The sequence below is a fragment of the Streptomyces avidinii genome, assembly GCF_014650695.1.
Lineage (GTDB): Bacteria > Actinomycetota > Actinomycetes > Streptomycetales > Streptomycetaceae > Streptomyces > Streptomyces avidinii.
On the sequence record NZ_BMVL01000003.1, the window covers coordinates 390,366 to 413,905 of the forward strand.

General features: G+C 72.3%; 20 protein-coding genes and 1 pseudogene. 17 read left to right on the forward strand and 4 right to left on the reverse strand.

The window, feature by feature from the left end; all coding sequences use genetic code 11:
- Nucleotides 1-71: 71 nt before the first annotated feature.
- On the forward strand, nucleotides 72-1,559 hold the full coding sequence (locus IE257_RS09825; protein WP_189966830.1) for a DNA-binding protein NsdB: 1,488 nt from the start codon (nucleotides 72-74) through the stop codon (nucleotides 1,557-1,559).
- Between the two features lie 130 nt (nucleotides 1,560-1,689).
- On the opposite strand, the gene IE257_RS09830 is transcribed toward IE257_RS09825, so the two are convergent.
- A complete protein-coding gene (locus IE257_RS09830; RefSeq protein ID WP_189966832.1) occupies nucleotides 1,690-3,111 on the reverse strand; it encodes a PP2C family protein-serine/threonine phosphatase in 1,422 nt (473 codons plus the stop codon).
- Nucleotides 3,112-3,598: 487 nt separating this feature from the next.
- Here IE257_RS09830 and IE257_RS09835 point away from each other — a divergent pair, with 487 nt between their 5' ends.
- The 4 genes from IE257_RS09835 (at nucleotide 3,599) to IE257_RS09850 (ending at nucleotide 9,999) form a co-directional block, all read left to right on the forward strand.
- Nucleotides 3,599-5,914, forward strand: a complete 2,316-nt coding sequence (locus IE257_RS09835; RefSeq protein WP_229920235.1) for a xanthine dehydrogenase family protein molybdopterin-binding subunit — start codon at nucleotides 3,599-3,601, stop codon at nucleotides 5,912-5,914.
- 20 nt (nucleotides 5,915-5,934) lie between these two features.
- Nucleotides 5,935-6,390, forward strand: coding sequence for a (2Fe-2S)-binding protein (locus tag IE257_RS09840; RefSeq protein ID WP_189966835.1), 456 nt, complete (start codon nucleotides 5,935-5,937; stop codon nucleotides 6,388-6,390).
- Between the two features lie 177 nt (nucleotides 6,391-6,567).
- Nucleotides 6,568-8,007: a helix-turn-helix domain-containing protein gene (locus IE257_RS09845; RefSeq protein ID WP_189966837.1), complete on the forward strand. Its 1,440-nt coding sequence runs from the start codon at nucleotides 6,568-6,570 to the stop codon at nucleotides 8,005-8,007.
- A gap of 51 nt (nucleotides 8,008-8,058) precedes the next feature.
- Nucleotides 8,059-9,999 (forward strand): APC family permease, encoded by a 1,941-nt coding sequence (locus IE257_RS09850; RefSeq protein ID WP_229920236.1) that lies wholly within the window; start codon nucleotides 8,059-8,061, stop codon nucleotides 9,997-9,999.
- Here the strand turns inward: IE257_RS09850 and IE257_RS09855 are convergent.
- Nucleotides 9,917-11,176: a helix-turn-helix domain-containing protein gene (locus tag IE257_RS09855; protein ID WP_189966841.1), complete on the reverse strand. Its 1,260-nt coding sequence runs from the start codon at nucleotides 11,174-11,176 to the stop codon at nucleotides 9,917-9,919. The genes IE257_RS09850 and IE257_RS09855 overlap by 83 nt on opposite strands.
- Before the next feature lie 129 nt (nucleotides 11,177-11,305).
- Between IE257_RS09855 and IE257_RS09860 the strand changes: the two genes are divergently transcribed.
- The 9 genes and pseudogenes from IE257_RS09860 (at nucleotide 11,306) to IE257_RS09900 (ending at nucleotide 19,743) form a co-directional block, all read left to right on the forward strand.
- Complete coding sequence (locus IE257_RS09860; RefSeq protein ID WP_189966843.1) at nucleotides 11,306-11,869, forward strand: TetR/AcrR family transcriptional regulator; 564 nt, start codon at nucleotides 11,306-11,308, stop codon at nucleotides 11,867-11,869.
- Nucleotides 11,870-11,964: 95 nt separating this feature from the next.
- A complete protein-coding gene (locus IE257_RS09865; protein ID WP_229920237.1) occupies nucleotides 11,965-12,573 on the forward strand; it encodes a DUF6461 domain-containing protein in 609 nt (202 codons plus the stop codon).
- A 147-nt stretch (nucleotides 12,574-12,720) separates the two neighbouring features.
- Nucleotides 12,721-12,936: pseudogene (locus IE257_RS09870) on the forward strand (helix-turn-helix domain-containing protein); the annotation flags it as partial.
- 187 nt (nucleotides 12,937-13,123) lie between these two features.
- Complete coding sequence (locus IE257_RS09875) at nucleotides 13,124-13,564, forward strand: hypothetical protein (RefSeq protein ID WP_189966848.1); 441 nt, start codon at nucleotides 13,124-13,126, stop codon at nucleotides 13,562-13,564.
- Complete coding sequence (locus IE257_RS09880) at nucleotides 13,561-14,364, forward strand: transcriptional regulator (protein ID WP_189966850.1); 804 nt, start codon at nucleotides 13,561-13,563, stop codon at nucleotides 14,362-14,364. The genes IE257_RS09875 and IE257_RS09880 overlap by 4 nt, the downstream gene beginning before the upstream one ends.
- A gap of 71 nt (nucleotides 14,365-14,435) precedes the next feature.
- A complete protein-coding gene (locus IE257_RS09885) occupies nucleotides 14,436-14,855 on the forward strand; it encodes a roadblock/LC7 domain-containing protein (protein WP_189966852.1) in 420 nt (139 codons plus the stop codon).
- 124 nt (nucleotides 14,856-14,979) lie between these two features.
- Nucleotides 14,980-15,354: a hypothetical protein gene (locus IE257_RS09890; RefSeq protein WP_189966854.1), complete on the forward strand. Its 375-nt coding sequence runs from the start codon at nucleotides 14,980-14,982 to the stop codon at nucleotides 15,352-15,354.
- Between the two features lie 194 nt (nucleotides 15,355-15,548).
- Nucleotides 15,549-19,127 carry a bifunctional glycosyltransferase/CDP-glycerol:glycerophosphate glycerophosphotransferase gene (locus IE257_RS09895; RefSeq protein WP_189966856.1) on the forward strand — a complete coding sequence of 1,193 codons (3,579 nt, stop codon included), beginning with the start codon at nucleotides 15,549-15,551 and terminating at the stop codon, nucleotides 19,125-19,127.
- 127 nt (nucleotides 19,128-19,254) lie between these two features.
- On the forward strand, nucleotides 19,255-19,743 hold the full coding sequence (locus IE257_RS09900; RefSeq protein ID WP_189966858.1) for a VOC family protein: 489 nt from the start codon (nucleotides 19,255-19,257) through the stop codon (nucleotides 19,741-19,743).
- A gap of 29 nt (nucleotides 19,744-19,772) precedes the next feature.
- Here the strand turns inward: IE257_RS09900 and IE257_RS09905 are convergent, their stop codons facing one another.
- On the reverse strand, nucleotides 19,773-20,501 hold the full coding sequence (locus tag IE257_RS09905; RefSeq protein WP_189966860.1) for an SIR2 family NAD-dependent protein deacylase: 729 nt from the start codon (nucleotides 20,499-20,501) through the stop codon (nucleotides 19,773-19,775).
- Nucleotides 20,502-20,653: 152 nt separating this feature from the next.
- Between IE257_RS09905 and IE257_RS09910 the strand changes: the two genes are divergently transcribed.
- Genes IE257_RS09910 through IE257_RS09920 form a run of 3 tightly spaced genes read left to right on the forward strand, consistent with a single transcriptional unit; the run spans nucleotide 20,654 to nucleotide 22,926 of the window.
- Nucleotides 20,654-21,094 (forward strand): hypothetical protein, encoded by a 441-nt coding sequence (locus IE257_RS09910; protein ID WP_229920238.1) that lies wholly within the window; start codon nucleotides 20,654-20,656, stop codon nucleotides 21,092-21,094.
- A gap of 42 nt (nucleotides 21,095-21,136) precedes the next feature.
- Complete coding sequence (locus IE257_RS09915; RefSeq protein ID WP_189966862.1) at nucleotides 21,137-22,075, forward strand: ATP-grasp domain-containing protein; 939 nt, start codon at nucleotides 21,137-21,139, stop codon at nucleotides 22,073-22,075.
- Nucleotides 22,072-22,926 carry a GNAT family N-acetyltransferase gene (locus IE257_RS09920; protein ID WP_189966864.1) on the forward strand — a complete coding sequence of 285 codons (855 nt, stop codon included), beginning with the start codon at nucleotides 22,072-22,074 and terminating at the stop codon, nucleotides 22,924-22,926. The genes IE257_RS09915 and IE257_RS09920 overlap by 4 nt, the downstream gene beginning before the upstream one ends.
- 59 nt (nucleotides 22,927-22,985) lie before the next feature.
- Here the strand turns inward: IE257_RS09920 and IE257_RS09925 are convergent, their stop codons facing one another.
- A complete protein-coding gene (locus IE257_RS09925) occupies nucleotides 22,986-23,429 on the reverse strand; it encodes a subtilase-type protease inhibitor (protein ID WP_189966866.1) in 444 nt (147 codons plus the stop codon).
- Nucleotides 23,430-23,540 lie beyond the last annotated feature (111 nt).

Here is a 23,540-nt window from a genome sequence, read left to right on the forward strand (position 1 = left end):
GCCTGGCGAATAGTCGCTGGGCATCTGACGGCGGGCTACTGTCAACTCAGCCGAGAACCTGGGGGCTTGACGTGAGCAAAGGTCCAAACACCCGCTTGAACGACCTGTTCGGCCTGGCCGGCTGGTCGAAGGGCGAACTGGCGAGGATGGTGAACCGGCAGGCGGCGGCCATGGGCCACCCCCAGTTGGCCACCGACACCTCGCGGGTGCGGCGCTGGATCGACATGGGGGAAGCCCCCCGCGAACCGGTGCCCACGGTACTGGCAGCACTGTTCACCGAGCGGCTCGGTCGTGTCGTGACCATCGAGGACCTCGGGTTCGTACGGCAGCGGCGCACCTCCAGACGGCAGCCGGACGGGGCTCGTGAGAACCCCGACGGGATGCCGTGGGCGCCCGAACGCACAGCCGCGGTCCTCACCGAATTCACGGGAATGGACCTCATGCTCAACCGTCGCGGTCTGATGGGCGCGGGAGCGGTGCTCACCGCCGGCTCCGCCCTCAGCAACGCCATGTACGACTGGCTGCACACCGACCCCGCCCGGGCCGAGGAGGCCCGGAACTTCGGGGAATCCTTCCAGGCCGACCCAGCGGGTTACGACCGCTACGAGGCCGCCCCGATCGGCTCCCAGGAGATCGAGGCCCTGGAGCGTTCCGTCGAGGTGTTCCGCGCCTGGGACGCCTCCCGAGGCGGCGGACTCCAACGAAAGGCCGTCGTCGGCCAGCTCAACGAGGTGGGCGGCATGCTCGCCTACCACCACCCCGACCACCTCCAGCGGCGGCTCTGGGGGGTGGCGGCCAACCTGGCGGTCCTCGCGGGCTGGATGTCCCACGACGTGGGCCTGGAACCCACGGCGCAGAAGTACTTCGTCATCGCCGCGCACGCGGCCCGCGAAGGGGGCGACCGGCCGCGCGCCGGCGAGGCGCTGTCCCGTGCGGCCCGGCAGATGGTCCACCTCGGCAAGCCGAACGAGGCCCTGGACCTGATGAAGCTCGCCCAGTCGGGCTCGGGCGAGCAGACCCTGCCGCGCACGCGCGCCATGCTGCACACCATCGAGGCCTGGGCGCAGGCCGCCATGGGCAAGGGCCAGGCCATGCGCCGCACCCTGGGCGAGGCCGAGGAACTGTTCGTCTCCGACAAGGGCGACGTGCCGCCGCCGAGTTGGATGCAGCACTTCGACGAGGCGGACCTGCACGGTATGCAGGCCCTCGCCTACCGCACCCTGGCGGACCACGACGCCGCGGCGGCGCCCGTCGCCGCGCGCCACGCCAGGGAGGCCCTGCGGCTGCGCGGCGAGGGTTACCAGCGCTCGCAGATCTTCGACTACATCTCCATGGCCTCGGCGTGCTTCATCGCCGACGAGCCGGAGCAGGCCGACCGGTACGCGCGCCTCGCCCTGGTGTCGATGAACGAGACCTCCTCGCACCGGACCTGGGACCGGCTGCGCGAGATGTACCGGCTCACCGCCCAGTACTCCGGGTACGCGCGCATCGAGGACCTGCGCCAGGAGATCAAGCTGGCCCTCCCCGACAACCCGGCGCCGCGCGCCACGGGGGTGTAGTCCCACGCCGGCTCCCGCACGGGCCCGTACGGTCCTGGCCCGAAGCCCTGTACGTCTGATACGCCTGGTACGGAGACGAGAAAGGCCGCGCCTTCCGGCGCGGCCCCGAAGCCCGTACGTCCGGCGCCCGTTACCCGCCGACCCGGGCGACGAGCACGCAGGCGTCGTCCTCCCGCTCGCTCTCGCCGAACTCCTCGATCACGATCCGCACGCAGTCCTGCGCCGAGCGCGCCGCCGCGAACCGGGGCGCCAGCGCCAGCAGCCGCTCGGTCCCGTCCGCCCGGCTGAACTCGATGCTGCGCGACGTGAGTCCGTCCGTGTGCAGGATCAGCAGGTCGCCCACTTCGAGTCGTTCCTCGGCCTGCCCGTAGGTGGCTCCGGAGGTCGCGCCCAGCAGGACGCCCTCCGGCGGCAGCAGGGAGCGGCCCGAGCCCCTGCGGAACAGCAGGGGAGCCGGGTGGCCCGCCTGCGCCCAGGACAGCACCTGGCGCGCGGGATCGTAGCGGCAGCAAACGGCCGAGCCGAGGGCGGGCTGCACCGAGGTCTCCAGGAGCTGGTTGAGCCAGCCCATCAGCGGGCCCGGCTCGATGCCCGCCATGGCCATGCCGCGCAGCGCGCCGAGCATCATCGCCATTCCGGAGGTGGCGGTCACTCCGTGTCCGGTCAGATCGCCGACCGTCAGCATGGAGCGGCCGTCGGGGAGTTCGAGGGCGTCGTACCAGTCGCCACCGATCAGCGCGCTGGTCGCGGAGGGCAGGTAGTGCGCGGCCACGTCCAGGGTGCCGGAGCTGCCGTACGGGAACCGCAGGGAGCCGCGCCACGGGGGGAGCACGGCTTCCTGCAGCTCGACCGCCAGCCGGTGCTCGGTCTGCGCGATCTCCCGCTGGCGCTGCAGCGAGTCACGGGACTCGCGCACCGCGCGCTGGCTCCGGCGCAGTTCACTCACGTCCCGCAGGACGGCCCACATCGAGGCCGTACAGCCGTCGGAGTCGAGTACCGGCTCGCCCCTCATGTGCAGGGTCCGGACCCGGCCGTCGGCCCGGACGATGCGGAACTCGCCGTCGATCGGTTTGCCGTCCACGAGGCAGTCGGTGACCCATGCGGTGAGTAACGGCTGGTCCTCGGAGAAGAGGGTCGAGCCCAGTTCGTCGAGGGGGAGCGCGCCGGACTCGGGCGAGCGGCCGAAGATCTGGAACAGCTCGTCGGACCAATTGACCTCGTCGGTCAGCAGGTTCCACTCGGCACTGCCGACGCGGGTCTGTGCCTCGGGCCCGGCCTCGGGCGCCGGCTGCGGGTACTCGACGGTCTCGGGCGCCGGCGGCAGGCCCTCCTTGAGCTGCCCGAGGTGCTCGCGGAGGTCGTCGAGGTGGTGGACGGCGAGGTCGCACAGTGCACGCTGCCAGCGGCCCTGGGCGTCGTCGTCGTCCACGACGGTGTCGCGGCGGACCGCGTCCACTTCTCCCCGCAGCCGCCGGGTCTGCGAGATCAGCGCGTCCACCGACCCTGGCTCGGGCGGTTGCGCGGGACGGTCCGCGAACAGGTGGGACGGCATGAGAACTCCGATACAGGCGCGGCACGGCCAAGTCTGAAGGAAGGACCGGTAACGACTGTTGCACAGGGCGCGACGACGTGTAAGGCGTTTGGCAACATCCGCTACGTTCTTGCTTCTGGTATATGCCGTAGGCCTGGCGGGGCGTCCGCCGCGTACGAACGAATCCGGTCAGGCACTCTCCGCGGTGACGGAGCAGCACCTCCCGGTGGCGGGGCCGGCACGGCGGCAACCGCGGCCGGAATCAGGCCATCCGGCGACCGCCGCTCGATCGTACGGCCGATGTGTACGAGCCCGCCGTTCGAGGAAAACGCGTAAGGAATGGATCAAGGCGACCCGGGGAGATACCCCCGAACGAGTGATGTCGCCCTTGGTGACACGGCGGAATCGGGGCTTCTCAGGACGCGGTCGGGCCGCTACTCTACGTGCCGGTAATAACGGGGGAGGTCTGCGCGGGCGGGCCCGCGCAGCGTTGGGGACACACGACGACATGGCCGGCCGCCACCACGCCACGAACGAGAGCACGGACCGCGCCGCGAACGACGACGCGAACGACGCCGAGGCGAACGGCGACGCCGACCGCGGCACGCCCCGCGGCACGGGACCGAGCCGGCGTTCCTTCCTCACCCACCTCGTGGCCGCGCCGACCCTGGCCCTCGTCACCCGCGCCACCGCCGACGCACTGGCCGCACAGCCCGCCCACGCCGTCGTGCCCTCCCTGCCGGCCATCGCCGACGTGATCGACCTCGGTGACCTGTTCATCCTGGCCGGCGCCCCCACCTCAGCCCTGCTGGCGCTCGCCGTCGAGACGGACGGCACCATCCGCTTCCGGCTGCCGCGCGAGGAGGTCGGCCAGGGCCTCACCACCGCGGTGGCCATGCTCGTCGCGGAGGAACTCGACGCGCCGCTGGCCCACGTACGCGTGGAGTTGGACGACGCCCGGCCCGAGCTGCTCTTCAACCAGCTCACCGGATCCTCCAACTCCGTGCGCTCCCTCTACGGACCGGTGCGCCAGTGCGCCGCCACCGCCCGGGCCCGCCTCGTCGCGGCCGCCGCCCACCGCTGGGGCGTCTCACCGACGTCACTGACCACCGCGAACGGCGCCGTCCGCGCCACGGACGGGCGCACCGCCGACTACGGCGACCTCGCCGCGGCCGCCGCCGACCCCGGCCTGGTCGTCCTCGGTGCCAGCCCCAAGAAGCGGGCCGGGCACACCCTGGTGGGGCAGCCGACCGGCCGCGTCGACGCCCGCGCCATGGTCACGGGGGCCCTGCAGTACACCCTCGACCTGGACGTGCCCGGCGCCAAGCCCTGCGTGGTGCGCCGCCCGCCCACCCTCGGCGGCACGGTCCGCACCGTGACCAACCTGGCCGCCGTCCGGGCCATGCCCGGTGTCCTGCACGTGGTGACCGTTGCGACCGGCGTCGCCGTCGTCGCCGAGACCTTCGGGCAGGCCATCGACGCCAAGTCCGCCCTCCAGGTCACCTGGGGCCCCGGCCCCGCCGACCGGCTGTCCGACACCGAGATCCGCGCCAAGCTGCGCGCCGCCACCCCGCCGCTGCTGGTGCCGCCCCTGCTGACCCCGTACGTGGACGCCGAGTTCGACTTCGCCTTCGTCAGTCACGCCCCGATGGAGACCAACTCCGCCATCGCCGACGTGCGCGAGGACCGGGCCGAGATCTGGTCCGGCCTCAAGTCCCCGATCGTGGCCCGCGAGACGATCGCCGCCGACCTCGGCCTGCCCCTGTCCAAGGTGCAGGTGCACGTGGTCCAGGCCGGCGGATCCTTCGGTCGCCGGCTCTTCTTCGACGCGGCCCTGGAGGCCGCCCGCATCTCCAAGGCCTGCCGCCGCCCCGTCCGGCTGATGTGGACCCGCGTGGACGACACCCGGCACGGCCGGATGCGCCCGGCGACCCACCACCGGATCCGCGCCACCCACCTCCTGGGCGAGGTGCTCAGCTTTGAACACCGGGTCGCCGCCGCGGAGACCGACTTCCGGCACGGCCTCGGCGAGATCATCACCGCCACCGCGGCGCACCTGCCGCTCGGCATCGGCAACGCCACCCTCGCTCAGACCCTCTTCCTGACCACGGTGAAGTCCCCGTACCACTTCGGTCTCACCACCCAGGCGCTCACCGAGGTGCCCACCGGTATCCCCACGGCCTCGTGGCGCTCGGTCTACTCCGCCAACACGCGCGGAGCCGAGGAGATCGTGGTCGACGAGCTCGCCGCCCGGACGGGCCGGGACCCGTACGCCTTCCGGCGCAGCTTCCTGAAGACCGACGCCCAGCGCGCCGTCCTCGACAAGGCCGCGAAGGAAGGGAACTGGGGGCGGCCGATGGAGGCCGGGTGCGCGCAGGGCATCGCCTTCCACGAGGAGTACAAGTCCCGCACCGCGTGCCTCGTCGAGATCGACACCCGCGACCCGGACCACGTCCGCGTCACCAGGGCCGTCATCGCCGTGGACGTGGGCCTGCCCGTCAACCCGCGCGGACTGGAGGCTCAGATGATCGGCGGTCTCACCGACGCGATCTCCACCACCCTGCGCGCCGGGCTGCACCTGGACAAGGGGCTTCCGCTGGAGGGCAGCTACAGCCAGTTCCACTGGGCCAAGCAGCGCGACACCCCGCGCGACGTGCGGGTCTTCGTCCTGCCGGCCACGGGCGACGAGCCGGGCGGTGCGGGCGAACTCGGGGTGCCCGCCGCGGTCGGCGCGATCGCCAACGCCTGGGCCAGGGCCACCGGTTCCGAGCCGCGCAGCTTTCCCCTCGACTTCGACGTCGACTTCACCCCCTACCCCCGATAGCCCGAGCCAGGAGTACCGCCGTGCCCTCGCACACCTTCACCGTCAACGGGCGCAGCGTCACCGTGGACGCGCCCGACGACCTGCCCCTGCTGTGGGTGCTTCGCGACATGCTGGGCATCCGCGGCCCCAAGTACGGCTGCGGGGTGGACGTCTGCAAGGCCTGCACCAGCCACCTGGACGGCACCGACATCCGCCCCTGCGTGGTGCCCGTCTCCGCCTGCGCCGGCAGGTCGGTCACCACCATCGAGGGCCTGGCGGACGGGGACGACCTGCACCCCGTGCAGGAGGCGTGGCTCGAACAGGACGTCGCCCAGTGCGGTTTCTGCCAGCCGGGACAGATCATGGCCGCCGTCGCCCTGCTGAAGCGGACCGCAGATCCCACGGACGAGGACATCGACGCCATCGCCAACATCTGCCGCTGCGGTACCTACTTCCGCATCCGGGAGGCCATCCGCAGCGCGGCGCGCCGGATGTGAGTGGCGGCGGGATCCCGTGGCTTCCCCCGTGTCCGATTCAATCGAAGCCGCCGGGATCCTGCCGCTCGTCTCCCAGCCTAGGTGCGGGCCGGGACATGCGCAGGGTTCGTCCTGCCCAGTGAGCGCGCGAGACGGGTATCACAGCGCACAGTGTGCGGCGGGTGGTTGAATGCGGCCGTGTCCCGGTCCGACGACATTCTCAAGGTTCACCGGCTCGCCCACGCCGGGGGATCGGCCGCACTGCTGGAATGGCTCACCTCCCACCTCGGTGGATGGGTCGGGGTGGTGGAGGCCCGAGCGGAGCACGGCCCGGCTCCCGAGGCCGCCGTGCGCGGCGCCGCCGAGCTGGCCGCCCGCGGCGTTCGGTCGGCGGTCCTGCACGGCGCCCACTCCGCGACCCTGCTGTTCGCACTGGACGGCCGGCGCGCGCTGGCCGCCGTACTGGAGCAGCCGCACCACCCCGACGCGCCCGCACTCCTCGCGGACGCGGCCGTACCGCTGGACCTCGTCCTGCGGGCCGAGGAGGCCGGCCGGCGGGAGGAACGGGTCCGGCGCGCCGAGGCGCAGGTCCGCGAGGCAGTCCTCCACCTGCTGATGAACGGCCGGCTCTCCACCGCCCACCAGATCTCCGTCACGCTGGGCCCCGCCCTGCCCGACCCGATGCGGATGTACGTCGTCGAATGCCCGATCGGACGGCGCGCCGAAGTCATGCGGCTCTGCCGGGAACTGACGGACGGCCGGGCCTGGATCGTGCGCTGCCCGGTCTACGTGCGCCACCTCATCGTGCTCGCCCCGCCGGCCACCGCCACGGGGCCGGCCACCGGCGACCCCCTGGCCGAAGCACTGGTGGAGGGGGCGCCGGACTGCGCGGTCGGTGTCAGCGGGGAGATGGGCCTGAGCGAGGCCCCGACCGCCTACACCCAGGCCTTCCACGCTCTGGCCGTCGCCCGGGGGAGCGACGATCGGCACGCCCGGTTCGGGCCCGGCCCCGAACTGGCGCTCGCCGCGCACGGGGCGGGAGCCGGCTGGGCCGAGGCCCTGCTCGCGCCCCTGCACACGTACGCGCCCCGGCGCCCCCAGGACCCCGGCGGGCAGGAGCTGCGCGCCACCGCCCACGCCTGGCTGAACTTCACCTCGCACGCCACCCGGCTGCTGAAGATCCACCGCAACACCCTGGCGGCCCGGCTGCGCCTGATCGAGGCGCTGCTCGGCCTGAACCTCGCACGCCTCGCGGACCAGTCGGCACTCTCCCTGGCACTGCGGCTGACCTCGGGAGCAGGGGCGCGAGCAGGAGCGGAGAGCGGCGGCGCCCTCGGGGCCGCAGCCCCCGATCTCGACGATGTGCTGCGCGATCCGCGCCTGACCGACTGGGCCCGTACCCATCTGAGCGGACTGAGCGGGCCGGACGCCCCACCAGGAGCCCGTGCCACGGTCCGCGCCTGGCTGGCGCACGACGCCCAACTCGTCCCGGCGGCCGCGGCGCTGGGCGTCTCCGTCCCCGGGGCGCGCAAGCGGCTGGCCCGGATCGAGGCGCTGTTGGAGCGTTCCCTGCTGCAGTCCCCCAGTGCCCGGTACGACCTGTGGCTCGCGCACCGGTCGGAGGAGCTCGCCGGGTGACACAAGCCCCAGAAGGGCTGACAGGCGACACAGATGCACGATCATGCCCGAATGAGGCGTATCAATGCGAAACGCATGCTGGTCGGCGAACCCCTCGACACGGCCCGCCTGGGGGAGACCCTGCTGCCCAAGCGGCTCGCCCTGCCGATCTTCTGCAGCGATCCGCTCTCCTCCGTGGCCTACGCCACCGAGGAGATCCTGCTGGTCCTCGCCCTCGGCGGCGTCGCACTGCTGCACCTCACCTGGTACGCGGCCGCCGCCATCGTCTTCCTGCTCATCGTCGTCGTCGCGTCCTACCGGCAGACCTGCCACGCCTATCCCGGCGGGGGCGGCGCCTACGTCGTGAGCTACGAGAACCTCGGGCAGACCGCCGCGCTCACCGCCGCCAGCGCCCTGCTCGTCGACTACGTGATGACCGTCGCAGTCTCGGTCGTCTCCGGGGTCTCGGCCATCACCTCGGCCATCCCCGCACTGAACGACCACGAAGTGGTCCTGTCCGTGGCCTTCGTGGTGCTGCTGGTCCTGATGAACCTGCGCGGCGTGCGGGAGTCGGGTCGCCTCTTCGCCATCCCCACCTACGGCTTCGTCCTCGTCATCTACCTCATGTTCGCCGTCGCCGCGGTCCGCCTCGGCACCGGCGACACCATCCGCGCCGAGTCGGCAGACCTCCCGATCACCCCGGTCGACACCTACACCGGACTGGCCCTGGTGTTCCTCACGATGCGCGCCTTCGCCTCCGGGTGCACCGCCCTGACGGGCGTCGAGGCGATCAGCAACGGCGTACCCGCCTTCCGCAAGCCCAAGGCCAGGAACGCGGCGACCACGCTCGCCGCGATGGGCGTGCTCTCCGTGACGATGTTCGTCGGCATCACCGCCCTGGCCATGTCCTACCAGGTGCACGTGGCGGCCGACCCCACCGAGCTGGGCCTGCCCCCGGGTACCCCCACCTCCACCGCCCTCGCCCAGATCGGCCGCGCCACCTTCGGCAGCTGGCACTTCCTCTTCTACCTGCTCCAGGCCGTCACCGCGGGCGTGCTGATCCTCGCCGCGAACACCGCCTTCAACGGCTTCCCGATGCTCGCCTCGATCCTGGCCAGGGACCGGTACGCGCCCCGCCAGCTCCGCAACCGCGGCGACCGGCTCGTCTACTCCAACGGCGTCGTCCTGCTCGCCCTCGCCGCCATCACCCTCATTGTGGCCTTCGACGCCGAACTGACCCGCCTCATCCAGCTCTACATCATCGGCGTCTTCGTCTCCTTCACCCTCTCCCAGGCGGGCATGGTCCGGCACTGGCGGAAGGTGCTCGCCTCACCCGCCACCCGGCGCGAGGAGCGCATCCACATCCACCGCAGGCGAGCCATCAACGCGGTCGGCGCCGCCCTGACGGCCCTGGTCCTGGTCATCGTCCTGCTCACCAAGTTCACCCACGGCGCCTGGCTGGTCGTCATCGCCATGCCGCTGCTGTTCCTCGGCATGAAGGGCGTCCGCCGCCACTACGACCAGGTCGCCCGGCAGGTCGCCGTCGCCCCCGACGCCACCGTGCGCAGACCCGCCCGCCACCACGTCCTGGTCCTGGTCGCCGCCGTGCACGCCCCGACGCTCAAGGCCATCGGTTACGCGCAGGGGCTGCGCCCCGACACCCTGACGGCCGTCACCGTCGCGGCGGACGAGGGGGAGGCGGCGCGGCTGCGCGAGGCGTGGGCCGAGCACGACACCGGCCTTCCGCTGAAGATCCTGCACTCGCCCTACCGGGAGGTGGTGGGCCCGATCCTGGCCCACGTCCAGGAACTGGCGGCAGACAGCGCCACGGACGTGCTGTCCGTGGTGATCCCCGAGTACGTGGTGGGCCATTGGTGGGAGCAACCCCTGCACAACCAGAACGCCCTGCGGCTCAAGGCGCGGCTGCTGTTCACCCCGGGCGTCGCGGTGATCGACGTGCCGTACCTCCTGGAGTCGGCGAAACCCGCTGCTCCGGTACGCCGGGACGGGTAGCCGGCTCCGCGGCGACGCGCTGCAGCACCGCCGAGTGCGCGAGCGCCAACTCCACCACGTGCCGCGGGTCGGAGAGCGAACGGCCGGTCAGCTGCTCCAGCCGGCGAAGCCGGTTGGAGACCGTGTTGCGGTGGCAGTACAGCCGCTGCGCGGCGTACGTGGTCGAACCCTGGCAGGCCAGCCAGGTGCCCAGGGTGGTCAGCAGCGTCCGCCGGTCCTCCACGGGCAGCGCGAGCACCGGACCCAGCACCACATGGCGCAGCCGCCCCGCGAGTTCGGCCTGGCCCGCGACCAGTGCGGCCGGCAGCCGTTCGTCCAGCAGTGCCGTGCGCGGGCCCTCGGACTCGGGGGCGGTGCACAGGGCGAGGGCGGCCAGCCGGTGCGCCCGGGCCAGTTCGGCCGGCGCCCCGACGACCGGGCCCACCCCCGCGCGCACCCCGAGGGGCGCGAGGAGGTCCCGTACGGACTCCAGCGGATGGTGGCCGAGTTCCACCAGGCCGATCTCTCCGTCGGCGCGGACCCGCCACAGCACCCGCGGCGCGGACGCGCTCCCGGTGGGGGCGGTGTGGCCCGCTGAGCCCTCGGAGGCCAGGACGACCACGGCGAAGCGGCCCCGCTCGGGCAACCCCAGCTGGGCGGCGGCGGCTTCCGCATCGGCAGCGGCCGAGGGCCCGTCGGCGCCGTCGAGCAGGACGTCCAGCAGGGCGGCCCGGCGCTCCCGGTCCCGGTCGCCCTGCGCGGCCCGGGTGAGGTGGTACGACTCGGTCGCGGCGTCCGTCATCTGGTCCAGTACGTCCCACAGTGCCGCCGCTCCGGGCAGCAGCCGGGGCAGGGCCGCCCGGTCGTGGGCGGCCACCGCCTCGGTCAGGCTCTGCCAGAGCAGCCGGCCGCCGCGGCGATAGGTGTGCAGCAGGGAGGCGAGGGGCAGGCCCTGTTCGGCACGGAGCGCGCCGATGGCCCTGGCCTCGGCGAGCTCCACCGGCAGGCCGCGCGAGCTGCGCATCAGACCCTCCACGGCGGCGCGGAGGTGGTGGTGGATCCGCTCGCGCAGTTCGGCCCGGCCCAGCAGGGCGGCGTAGGCGGGGTCTTCGGTCAGCGTCCGGTCGGCGAGCCGGTCCGCCGCCACGGCGATCCGGCGGGACAGGTCCTCGCGTATCTCCTCGATGATCCGCTCCATGACGCGCAGCCTGACACGGGTCGGGGGGCGGTGGGGAGGGCCCGGACCGGCCGCGTCCGCTACCGTGAGCGAAGCACTGCACTTGCAGTGCTCACCGGAACTGCCCCCTCCACCCCCAGGGACCCGCTCATGCGCCAGAACCCGCAGCGCCGCGCCGCGCTGCTCGACGCCGCCATCGAAGTCCTGGCGCGCGAGGGCTCGCGGGGGCTGACCCTGCGTGCCGTGGACGCGGAGGCGGGCGTGCCCACCGGCACCGCCTCGAACTACTTCGCCAACCGGTCCCAGCTGCTCGTCCAGATCCTGCACCGCACTCGGGAGCGGCTGGTGCCGGATCCGGCGGACCTCGCCGGCGCGCCGGACACCGAAGTCCTGCTGGCCGGGCTCCTGGAGCGGATGCGGCGGGAGCGCAGTGTGCACATCGCGATGCTGGAGCTGCGGCTGGAGGGCACCCGGCGCCCCGAACTCCAGGCGGAGCTCGCCGCCTTCCAGGGCTTGGAGCTGGAGGCCAACATCACCTGGCACCTGGACGCGGGCCTGCCCGGGGACCGGCAGGGCGTGGTCCTGATGTACCTGGCGATGCTCGGACTGATCGTGGACGACCTGACCGCCCCCGCGATGCTGGAGGCGCACTCGGTGCAGGGGCTCATTCGGACGATGGTCGAGCGCCTCCTCCCGGAGAAGCCCGCGGACTGACTATCGTGCCGGTGAACAAGCACCGGCGGGGTGGGGAAACCGTGGAGAGTGCGGATATGGCGGACATTGCGGGCATAAGGGGTATTGCGCCTGTCGTGGAAGGTGCGGCTGCCGGGATCCGGTGGCTGGCCGACTGGGACCAGTGGTTCGCCGGTCTGACCTTCGCCCGGGGCATAGACCCCGACGAACTCGCCGCGCGGCTCGGTGCGCTGCCGGGGGTGCGGCCGGGGCCGCTGGCCGCACCGGCCGCCTGGAGCATGGTCGGCGAGACCGTGGACGGTGACGGCGTGGCCCGGGTCGGCAGGTGGGGCGGCTGGTCCTTCGCCGTCGAACACGGCCTGCCGGCCGGGGCGGAACGCCTGGCCGAGGTCTCCCGGGGCGGTGTCGAGGCCGTCCACCTCGATCCCCAGCCCGACCATCCGCCCAAGCAGTTCGCGTACGCCCGGGACGGCGAACTGGTGTGCTGCTTCGGCCTGGGCGAGGAAGTCTGGCGCGGCGGCCACCGGCCGGACTTCCTGCTCCCGGAGCTGATCGCGGCCGGAATCCTCACCCCGGAGGGCGCGTGCGCCCGGCCGGCCGACGAAGCGGACGGGGACCGGGACCGGTGCACCCTCGCGGTCCTGGAACGCCGCTTCGGGCTGTCCCTGCCGCGGCATCTGATCGCGGACGCCCCGCTCCCGGCGTACGTGACCTGCACGAGCTAGGGGGCGCGCGAGGCCCGTTCACGGCCCGCCCGGGCTCCAGGATGCGGTGATCTTATGCTCAGGTTTACGCGAGTCCCGCTGGTTTTGCGCCCGGTGAGCGACTTTGATGGGTTCGCCAGGCCTCGTACCGGAGCAGGGGGACCAGCCATGGGCGCCGACCACAGTCAGAAGGACAGCACACCCACCCTGATCGGTTCCGTGCAGCGCGCGCTGCGCCTCCTGGAAGCGATGTCCGCGGAGGGCGGTGCGACGGCCAAACGGCTGGCCCGGCTCACCGGGATCCCGCTGCCCACGGTCTACCACCTGCTGCGGACCCTCAGCCACGAGGGCTATGTGCTGCGCGAGGGAGGGTCGTTCCGCCTCGCGGACGATCTTCCGCTCGCTTCGTGATCAGATTCCGACGCGTTCCGGCCAAGCTCTCACACGCTTCCTGGCATGTTCCAGCGGAAAATGCCAGAACGCCCTTTCGTACTGTGGAACTTGAGTAAGTTCCCTCCTGTCGCGCCGCACGACCGTGCACACAGCACGTCCGGCCGGGAGGGGAGCCCGCGTGCCCGGGATCGACGAATGCCTGCTCGAAGCCATGGCCCTGCCTGGTGCGCGGGGGGCCGCGCTGGTCGACTGGAGCAGCGGACTGGCCCTCGGCACCGCCGGGGAATCACCCGTGGGTGACCACGAGACCACCGCCGCCGAGACCGCCGAACTGGCCCGGGCGGCCGCCGAGTACGAGTCCTTCGCCCCCGCGGAGACCGACCCGGCACACGGAGGCGGAGCCGTACCCTCCGCCGGTTCGTCCGCCGGCTTACCGGCCGGCCCGCCCGTCGAGGATCTGATCGTCACCACCCGCACTGGATACCACGTACTGCGCTTCGTCGAGACGAGCTTCGACAGCAGCGTATTCCTGCACCTGTGGCTCGACCGCGCGGACGGCAACCTCGCCCTCGCGCGCCACAGGCTCCGCGCCCTGGCCGAGGGACTGGTGCTCAGATGACCACCCAGGTCGCGGCCGTGAACGCGAACGCGAACGCCTTCGCCGCTGTCTCCCCCCTACTCACCCGACTCGCCGCGGAGCGAGCCACCGGGGCCCTGCTCCGCGATCGCGGCACCCTCTTCCTGGAGGACGGCCGCATCGTGCACGCGGAGAGCCCGGCCACCCCCGGCCTCGACGTACTGCTCACCACCGGCGGCGGCCTCGCCCCCGAGCGGTGGCGGGAGGCGGTGGACCGGGCCGGTGCCCGCCGCCAGGTCGCCCGCTTCCTCGTGGACAGCGGCGGGCTCGCCGGCGGGGAGCTGGAGATATGCCACCTCGCCGCCATATTCGACGCCGCCTTCTTCGCGCTCTCCCCGGGCAGCGGCCCCTCCCGGTTCCGCCGGGGGGCCACCCACTGGATCGGCTCCGTCCGCTCCGTTCCAGCCGCCGCCGTCGAGCGGGAGACCCGCCGCCGCCGGGACCTGCTCGACGCGGTCTGGCCGTACCCCCTGCTCGACACCTCGCCGGTGGTACCCCGGGCGGCCGCGCCCGGTCAGACGATCACCGTCCGGCAGCGGACCCTGCTCGGCCAGGCCGACGGCCTGCGCACCCCGGCCGACCTGGCGTGGGTCCTGGGCCGGCCCGCCTTCCACACCCTGCTCGACGTACGGCGCCTCGCGGCGGCCGGACTGGTCGAGACCCCCCACACCCCGGCCCCGCCGCCGGCCGTGGCGCCCCTGCCCGACTGGATGACCGAGGCCCAATCCCCGGACGTGGCGCTGCTCCGCCGGTTACGCGACGCACTGGAGGCAAGTCTGTGAGGCTCCCGCTGCGACCGGCCCTCCGCGCCGACCGCTCCGAGCGTAGGCAGCCCGAAAGGAGAAAGGCCGACATGAGTACGGTGCCCCCCGAGACGGAGGCCGAGATACTCGCCGAGCTCCGCAGGCTGCGGGCCCGGGTACCCCAGCTCACCGGCGCCCTCGCCGCGAGCGCCGACGGCTTCGTCCTCGCCCAGGACAGTGCCGCCGCGGAGGCCGAGTCCGTCGCCGCGCTCACCGCCGCCGCCCTCGGGGTGGCCCAGCGGCTCAGCGACTGCACCGGCCAGGGTGCCTTCCGCGAACTGCTCGTGCGGGGCGAGGACGGATACGTCGCGACCTACGCGGCGGGCCTGGCGGCCGTCCTCACCCTGACTGCCGAGCCGCGCGTCAACGTCGGGCGCCTCCACCTGGAGGCCCGGCGTTCCAGTCTCCGGATAGCCGAACTGATCGACCGCGACCTCGGGCGACGGGGTCCCGGAGCCCCGCCGGGGTGATGTGCGCGCCGGTGCGCAGCAGGACCCGAGGGTCCCGCGCGTGCCACCCCTGCTACCGCCAGTCACATTCCAGTCACACCTCAATCACATCCCAGTCAAGTGAAACGAGAAAGAGGAACCTCTCATGGTCAATGTGGAGACCGCACTCAAGGAAGCCACCACCACCATCGAAGGCGCGATCGGTGCCGCCCTCGTGGACTACGGCAGCGGCATGGCCCTCGGTACGATCGGCGGCGGCAAGGACCTCGACCTCGCGGTCGCGGCGGCGGGCAACACGGACGTGGTGCGCGCCAAGGTCCGCACGATGGAGATGCTCGGCATCAAGGACGAGATCGAGGACATCCTCATCACCCTCGGCGGCCAGTACCACCTGATCCGGCTGATGAAGGGCCGCGGTTCCACGGGCTTCTTCCTCTACCTGGCCCTCGACAAGGGGCGGGCCAACCTCGCGATGGCCCGCCATCAGCTGAAGAAGATCGAGGCAGAACTGGAGGTCTGACCGGCCCTCCGGGCACGGTCGGGCCGGGTCGAACCGCGTCGTCTGAGTGGCGGACGGCTGAATTCTTTGCCGTCCGCCTCGGCGATCGGCTGCGTATGCCCCATATGGGTGGAGTTTATGACTCTGTTACAGAGTAAGATGCTGTGAGCAGCTGATCATCGATAAAGCATAAAACGCTGGAGAAACCGCCACCCATGCCCCCGCGCCTGAGCATCGTCGTCCCCGTCTACAACGTCGAGCTCTATCTCGACGAGTGCCTGGAATCGATCGCATCCCAGACCTTTGCCGACTTCGAGGTCATCCTCGTGGACGACGGGTCCACGGACACCAGCGCCGTCATTGCCAAGGCGTTCGCCGCCAGGGACAAGCGCTTCCGCGTCGTGATGCAGGACAACGCAGGCCTCGGTGCCGCCCGTAACGTGGGCGCACGCCACGCCGACAAGGACGCCGAGTACCTGGCGTTCGTCGACAGTGACGACACGATGCCCGACTACGCCTACCAGCGTCTCATCGAGGCGCTCGACGAGACGGGCTCGGACTTCGCGGGCGGCAACGTCAAGCGGTTCCGTTCCGTCGGCATGCAGCAGTCCTGGGGCCACCGGGCCGCCTTCGCCCGGACCCAGCTGAAGACCCACATCTCCAAGTTCCCGGCGCTGGTCACCGACCGCACCGCGTGGAACAAGGTCTACCGGCGCAGCTTCTGGGACAAGCACGGCTTCCAGTACCCGGAGGGCATCCTCTACGAGGACGCCCCGGTCAGCATCCCCGCGCACTACTTCGCCTCCAGCGTCGACATCATCAGCGACTGCGTCTACCACTGGCGCGTCCGCGAGACCGGCGAGCGCTCCATCACCCAGCGCTCCACCGACCCGATCTCCCTCATCGACCGCGTGAAGTCCGTGCGCCTGGTCCGTGAGTCCCTCAAGGCCAAGCAGGGCGCCAAGTACGTCCGCTACCTGCGGGACTACGACTACAACGTGCTGAGCGAGGAACTCCCCCTCATCTACAAGTACGTCGGCGAGGGCGGCCCCGACTTCCGCGCCGCGTTCGTCAAGGAGGTCGGCGGGCTCGTCCGCGAGATCGGCACCGGCCCCTGGTCCGACCTGACCGTCGCCGACCGGCTCAAGGCGTACCTGGCCGGCGAAGGCCGTGTCGAGGACTTCATCGCGCTCCAGGACCACCAGCGCGACTACAGCTACAGCGTGCCGGTCAAGGGCCTCGCCCGCCCGCAGGCCGACTACCCCTTCCTGCACGGCCGTCCGCCGGTGCCGGCCAAGATCCTCACCCTCGGTCCGCGCGAGCGCCGAGTCGTCAGCCGTCTGGAGCAGGCGAGCTGGGTCGACGGCAAGCTGCTGCTGCGCGGCTACGCCCTCCCCGGCCACCTCGGGGCGGAGAGCCGCCTCGGCTCCCGCAAGATGCTGGTCTTCCGCGAGGGCGGCAAGCGCCGCCGCTCCGTCGTCAGCGCCCGCACCGTCGCCTCCCCGATGGCCACGGTGAAGGCCCCGCACCTCGCTCTGCGGCACGCCGACTGGGCCGGTTTCACCGCAGTCGTCGACCCCTCGATCTTCCAGTCGGGCGGTAAGTGGAACCAGGGGATATGGACCACGTCCATCGCCGTCACCGGGGCCGGGGGCCTGCACCGCGCCCGCCTGCGGGGCGGGGAGCACGACACCGGTCAGAGCCCGCCGCCGTACTGGGTGGCCCCCGACGTCCGGATCGTCCCGGCCGTCTCCGGCGCGCTCACCATCCAGGTGGAGATCGCCCGCGCCCGCGCCCTGGACGTCCGCCCCGTCGGTGACGACGCCGTCGAGATCACCGGCGAACTCTCCGCCGAGGCCGTCGGAGCCACCACCCTGCGGGCCGTTCACGTCACCACCGGCACCGTTCTCACCTTCCCGCTGGACAGCGCCGCGTCCGGCGCCGGCCGCACCGCCTTCACCGCCCGGGTCCCGCTGGCCGAGCTGGCCGCCGTAGCGGACGCCCCCTGCGAGCCCGGCGAGTGGACCCCCGAGCCCTGGAGCCTCTCCGTCATCGGCCCCGACGGCACCGAGCACCGCCTCGTCCACGACGAGCGCGGCGGGTTCGACGGTCTGGTCCTGCGCCTGCCCGGCGAGGACGCGGGCCGCTCCCTCTTCGCCAAGCGCGGCAACACCGGGCACCTCACCCTCTCCGTGCAGCCTTCCCCGCCGCTGGTCGACGAGGTCTCGGCCGAGGACGGCACCCTCACCCTGCGCGGCCGCTTCGTCGCCCCGACCGACGAGCCGTACGAGTTCGTCGTGCACAACGCGCACGGCGTGGAGTACACCTACCCGGTGACCCGCGCCGGGGACAGCTTCGAGGCCACCTTCCGGCCCGTGCTCCCCGAGGCGTACGCCGGCCGCACCACGCTCCCCGAGGGCCGCTGGTGGCCCACGATGCGTCCCGTTGCCCAGGGCGGAACCACCGCCGGACTGCTCGGCGTCGACCGCGGGGCCCCCGTGCAGATGAGCCCCGGGCTCCTCTTCACCGGGCCGCACCCCTTCACCGTCCAGGGCCGCCGGATGCGGGTGGAGACCCGCTTCCACGACCGCATGGTGCTGGTCGCCGACCCGCTGATCAGCCCGCACGACCGCTCCAACTACGCCCAGCGCGTCGCCCGGTTCGAGACCTACCCGGCGCAGCGCGCCCTGCCGGTCAAGGACATCGTCGTCTACGACACCTTCCAGGGGCAGAGCTCCGGCGACTCGCCGCGCGCCATCCACGAGGAGCTGGTGCGCCGCGGGGAGAAGCTGGAGCACATCTGGCTGGTACGCGACGGCCACACCGAGGTCCCGAAGACCGCCCGCGCCGTCCAGTACAACAGCGTGGAGTCGTGGGAGGTGCTGGCCCGCGCCCGCTACTACGTGACCAACGACAACGTGCCGCGGCGTTTCCAGCGCCGCTCCGGCCAGGTCGTCGTACAGACGTGGCACGGCACGCCGATCAAGCAGATCGGCCACGACTTCGTGCACGACTACTACACGAGCCCGGACATCCTGGAGGGACTGGAGCACGACAGCGCCCAGTGGTCCCTGCTCGCCTCCCCGAGCTCCTACGCCACGCCCCTCCTCAAGCGCGCCCTCGGCTACGACGGCGAGGTCATCGAGGCGGGCAGCCCGCGCACGGACGCGCTGGTGCGACCCGACGCGCAGCGGATCGCAGAGGTCCGGCGCCGGCTCGGCCTGCCCGAGGGCAAGAAGGTCGTCCTCTACATGCCCACGTGGCGCGAGAACAACGAGGGCTGGTCGGGCGGCTACAAGCTCGACCTGCGGATCGACCTGGACCGGGCCCGCCGTGAGCTGGGCGAGGACCACGTCCTGCTGATCCGCGGCCACCACCACGTGACGGAGCAGGTCCGCGACGGCGTCCGCGACGGATTCGTCGTCGACGTGTCCCGCTGGCCCGACGCGGCCGACCTGCTGCTGGTCGCCGACGTGCTGATCTCGGACTACTCCTCCGCGATCTTCGACTTCGCGCACACCGACCGGCCGATCCTGCTCTTCACCTACGACCTGGACCACTACCGCGGCACGCTGCGCGGCTTCAACTTCGACCTGGCCGAGAAGGCCCCGGGGCCGCTGCTGGCGGACTCGGCGAGCCTGATCGAAGCCGTGCGCAACGCGGACGCGGTCGGGGCGGAGTACGCCGAGGCGCGGGCGGCGTTCCGCGCCGAGTTCTGCGACCTGGACGAGGGCAACGCCGCCGAGCGCGTCGTCGAGCGGATGCTCGCGATGGGTGCGGCTCCCGCGAAGTAGGCCGTACGGGCGAATTTCGGGCTGAATGACGGACCGGCCCCGGACCCACCGATGAATTTCGGGTCCGGGGCCGGTCTGTATGTGAGGGACGGTGCCCACCGTCCCTCACCCCGGCCCGGAGGCAGATATGAGCGGCAACGGCAATGGATTCACCACGTGTCTGTGGTTCGACGGCAACGCGGAAGCGGCCGCCGACTACTACCTGTCCGTCTTCAAGGACGGCAGGCTCGGCCGGATCGGCCGCTACACCGAGGCCGGCCCCGGTCAGGCCGACTCGGTGATGGTCGTGGAGTTCGAGATCAACGGCCAGAAGTTCATCGGCCTCAACGGCGGTCCGCAGTTCACCTTCAGCGAGGCGATCTCCTTCCAGATCCACTGCGCCGACGAGGCCGAGGCGGACTACTACTGGTCCGCGCTGACCAGGGACGGTGGCGAGGAGGGCGTCTGCGGCTGGGTCAAGGACAAGTTCGGCGTCTCCTGGCAGGTCATCCCGGCCGGCGCCATCGACCTGATCGCCGACCCGGACCCGGGGCGGGCCTCCCGGGCCACCGCCGCCATGATGCAGATGAAGAAGCTGGACGTGGCGGAGATGCGCAGGGCGGCCGATGCGGGCTAGGGGCGCCCCGGGCGCGGGACCGAGGTGGGTCAGGGCGCGGCGATCCCGGCCAGCAGGGCCGGCAGGGCGGTACCGATCGGCTCGCGGACGATCTTGTCCGCCAGGGCGTCGTACGGGGTCTCCTCCGCGTTCACGATGATCAGGCGGGCCCCGGACTCGGCGGCCATTCCGGCGAGCGACGCGGCGGGCTGCACCTGCAGGGTCGACCCGACGGCGATGAAGACCCGACACCCCTTGGCCACCGCGATCGCCTGTCCCATCACCTCGGGGTCGAGCCGCTGGCCGAACATCACCGTTGCCGACTTGAGGATCCCGCCGCACGCCAGGCAGGCGGGATCCGGCTCCCCGGCGGCCACCCGGGCCAGTGCCTCGTCCATGTCCGACCGGGCATGGCAGGCCGTGCACACCACCGAGCGGGCACTGCCGTGCAGCTCGAACACCTTGCGGTCGGGCATTCCCGCGAGCTGGTGGAGGCCGTCCACGTTCTGGGTGATCACCCGCACCGGGGTGCCGCTGCGCTCCAGTTCCGCCACGGCCAGGTGCGCGGCGTTCGGCCGTGCTCCTAGCGCGCCGATCTCGGCACGCATCAGCCAGGAGCGGCGCCGGATCTCCGGATCGGCCATGTAGTACGAGTACGTCACCAGCTTCTCGGCGTCGGGATCCCGCCGCCACAGGCCCTGCGGCCCCCGGTAGTCCGGAATCCCGGAGTCGGTGGACATTCCGGCTCCGCTGAACACTGCGACAAGTGGCTTCCCCATGCAGCGACCCTACGTACGGGTGCGGGCCGCCCGCGAGCCCATTTCCGCGCACCGGCCGGAGAGTCGTTTCTGCGGTGAATCCCTCCCCCCGCAGGAGTGAGATCCGGGCCACGCCCTCCCGATCCACCGGCCCGGGGGGTACAAGACCGGACATGATGCTCAAGCCGTACCGTCTCGGTGCCCTGCTGCTGACCCTGCTTGCGCTGCCGGTCATGCTGTCCGTCCCCGCCCTCGCCCTCACGCCGGGCGCGCCCGCCGCGCCCACCGGGAGGGGACACACCGCCGCCCAGATCGGCGATTTCCTGATCGGCTTCTACGGTGAGCACGGTCCGTCCGCGCAGGACCGGGAGACCCGCGTATCGCAGATCCTCAAGGAGAGACAGCAGGTCAATGAGGAGGTCGACGTCCTGCTCTGCGCCCACGACGAACCGCGGGACATCAGCATCGGCCCCGTCACCGTCGCGAAGACCGCCTCGGTGGGCTGGGCCACCGTGACCACGCATTGGGGTTCCGGCGACACGGACACCTTCACCGCGTACGTCCGCCTCGACTCCAACCCCATCCGGCTCGACGACGTGATCTGCGCGGGCTGAAATCCGTACGGTGATCCACGGGGCCGTTCATAGGGTGGGCGCATGGCTACGACAACCGCGACCACCACCGTCCTCTACTGCTCCGACCCGTTGCACGAGCGCCGGGCCGACGCCCATTTCGCGGCGGAGGCCCGGCAGTTGCGTGCCGCCGGGGGCACGGCCCTGCTCATCGACCACGACGCGCTGCTCGCCGGGGACGCCGGGCGGGCGGTGGCGCGCGTGCCCGAGGGCGCCGGAGCCCTCTGGTACCGGGGGTGGATGATTCCCGCGGACCGGTACGCCGAACTGGACGCGGCCCTGCGCGGCCGCGGCGGCGAGCTCGCCGTCACCCCGGAGGCCTACCGCCGGGCCCACGAACTCCCCGGCTGGTACGAGACCTTCGCGGGCCTCACCCCGGTCAGCGGCTGGCTGCCGACGGGGCAGGGGGTGGCGCCGGACCGGGAGGGTCTGGCGGCCCTCGCGGCGGGCCTGCCGCCGGGAGCCGCCGTCGTCAAGGACTACGTGAAGTCCCGCAAGCACGAGTGGGACGAGGCCTGCTACGTGCCCGACCTCGCCGACCCGGCCGCGCTGCACCGCGTCGTCGCCCGCTTCGTGGAACTGCAGGGCGAGTTCCTGACGGGCGGGGTGGTGCTGCGGGCCTTCGAGGACTTCGTCGCGGCGCAGGAGGCGGCCGCCGAGGTGCGGGTGTGGTGGCGGGACGGGACGCCCCGGATGCTCACCGCCCACCCCGACAGCCCGGTCGCCGAGGTCCCTGCACCGGACCTCGAACCGGTCCGGGCGGCCGTCGAGGCGTTGGACTGCCCCTTCGTGACCACCGACCTCGCCCTGCGCGCGGACGGGGTCTGGCGCGTCGTCGAAGTGGGGGACGGGCAGGTCAGCGACCTCCACCGGGAGGCGGATCGCGCCGCGTTCGTCGGCTTTCTGACGGCCGATCAGGCCCTGCTGTGCACACCGTCCCCGTCTGGTACAACACCGGCATGACGGGATTCGAGATCACCGGGGCGAGCGCCGCCGACATGTTGCTGATGCGTGACTGGGCGGACGAGGAGGGCTGGAACCCCGGGGACTCGGACCGGTACGCCTTCGCGGTCGCCGATCCGGCGGGGTTCCTGGTCGGACGCCTCGACGGCGAACCGGTGGCCTGCATCTCCGCCGTGCGGTACGGCGCCGGCTTCGGCTTCATCGGCTTCTACATCGCCCGGCCGGCCGTCCGTGGCCGGGGCTACGGAATCCGCCTGTGGCACGCCGGGATGGAGCGGCTCGACGGACGGCTGGTCGGCCTGGACGGGGTCGTCGACCAGCAGGACAACTACCGTAAGTCCGGCTTCCGCTCCGCCTGGAACAACTTCCGCTACGAGGGTGCGCCGCAGGGCGGGGGAGCGGAGGAAGGGGACGCGGGGTTGGAGATCGTCGACGCCGGCACGCTCCCCTTCGGCCTGCTCGCCGCCTACGACCGGCGCTTCTTCCCCGCCGCGCGGGACGCCTTCCTGTCCGCCTGGACCGGGCTGCCCGGCCGGACGGCGCTGGCCGCCGTCCGGGACGGCCGCATCGAGGGCCTCGGCGTGATCCGCCCGTCCAGCGCCGCCCACCGGATCGGTCCCCTGTACGCGGCCACCCCGGCGGTGGCGGCGGCCCTGCTGCGCCGGCTCGCCCGGCACGCAGCCGACGGGACGGTGTCCGTGGACGCACCGGACGCCAACCCGGCGGCCGCCGCACTGTTCGAGGGCCTCGGCCTGGCGCCGGCCTTCGAGACCGCCCGGATGTACACCGGTCCGACCCCGGACCTCGCCCTGACCGAACTGTTCGGCGTGACCAGCCTCGAACTGGGCTGACGGCCGGCGGGCCGGACGGCGGTCGCACGGCGCCGCCCGGCCCGCCGCATCAGGCGGGGTCAGAAGGCGAACAGCGTGCCGGTGGTGTTCCGCAGGCCGCACGGGTTGGCGAAGGTGTACGTGTAGTGGAGCCGACGGCCCTGCCACACGCCGACGGCCGTCACCGTCATCGGGTTCCATTCCCTGGTACACACGGCGTCGGCGGCCGGTGCGGCGAGCGGGTCGAGCTGCGCGCCGTTCGCGCGTAACTCGCCGCACGCGGCGGCGGGGCTCGGGTGCGTCCCGCCGGGCGTCGGCGCGCAGACGAGCGTGACCGCACGCAGCACCGTGCCCGTGTCGGCATCGGGTCCGGCCGTCACACTGAGCACCAGCGCGGACGGCGCGTACAGGCTCGCCGTACCGGCCGGCGCGGCGCCGGCCGTACCCGGCCAGGCCAGTGCGGTGAGCGCGGTGAGCGCCATGGCGGCGGAACCGAGCCCGAGACCCTTTGCGATGGACCGCATTTCGAACACTCCCTTTGAGAGTCGGTGTTTCGGATAGCGGACAGAGTCTTGCCGACCTGAGCGGTGAACGCCCGTTCGCACCCCCATTTTCCGTCACCGATCGTGTACGAA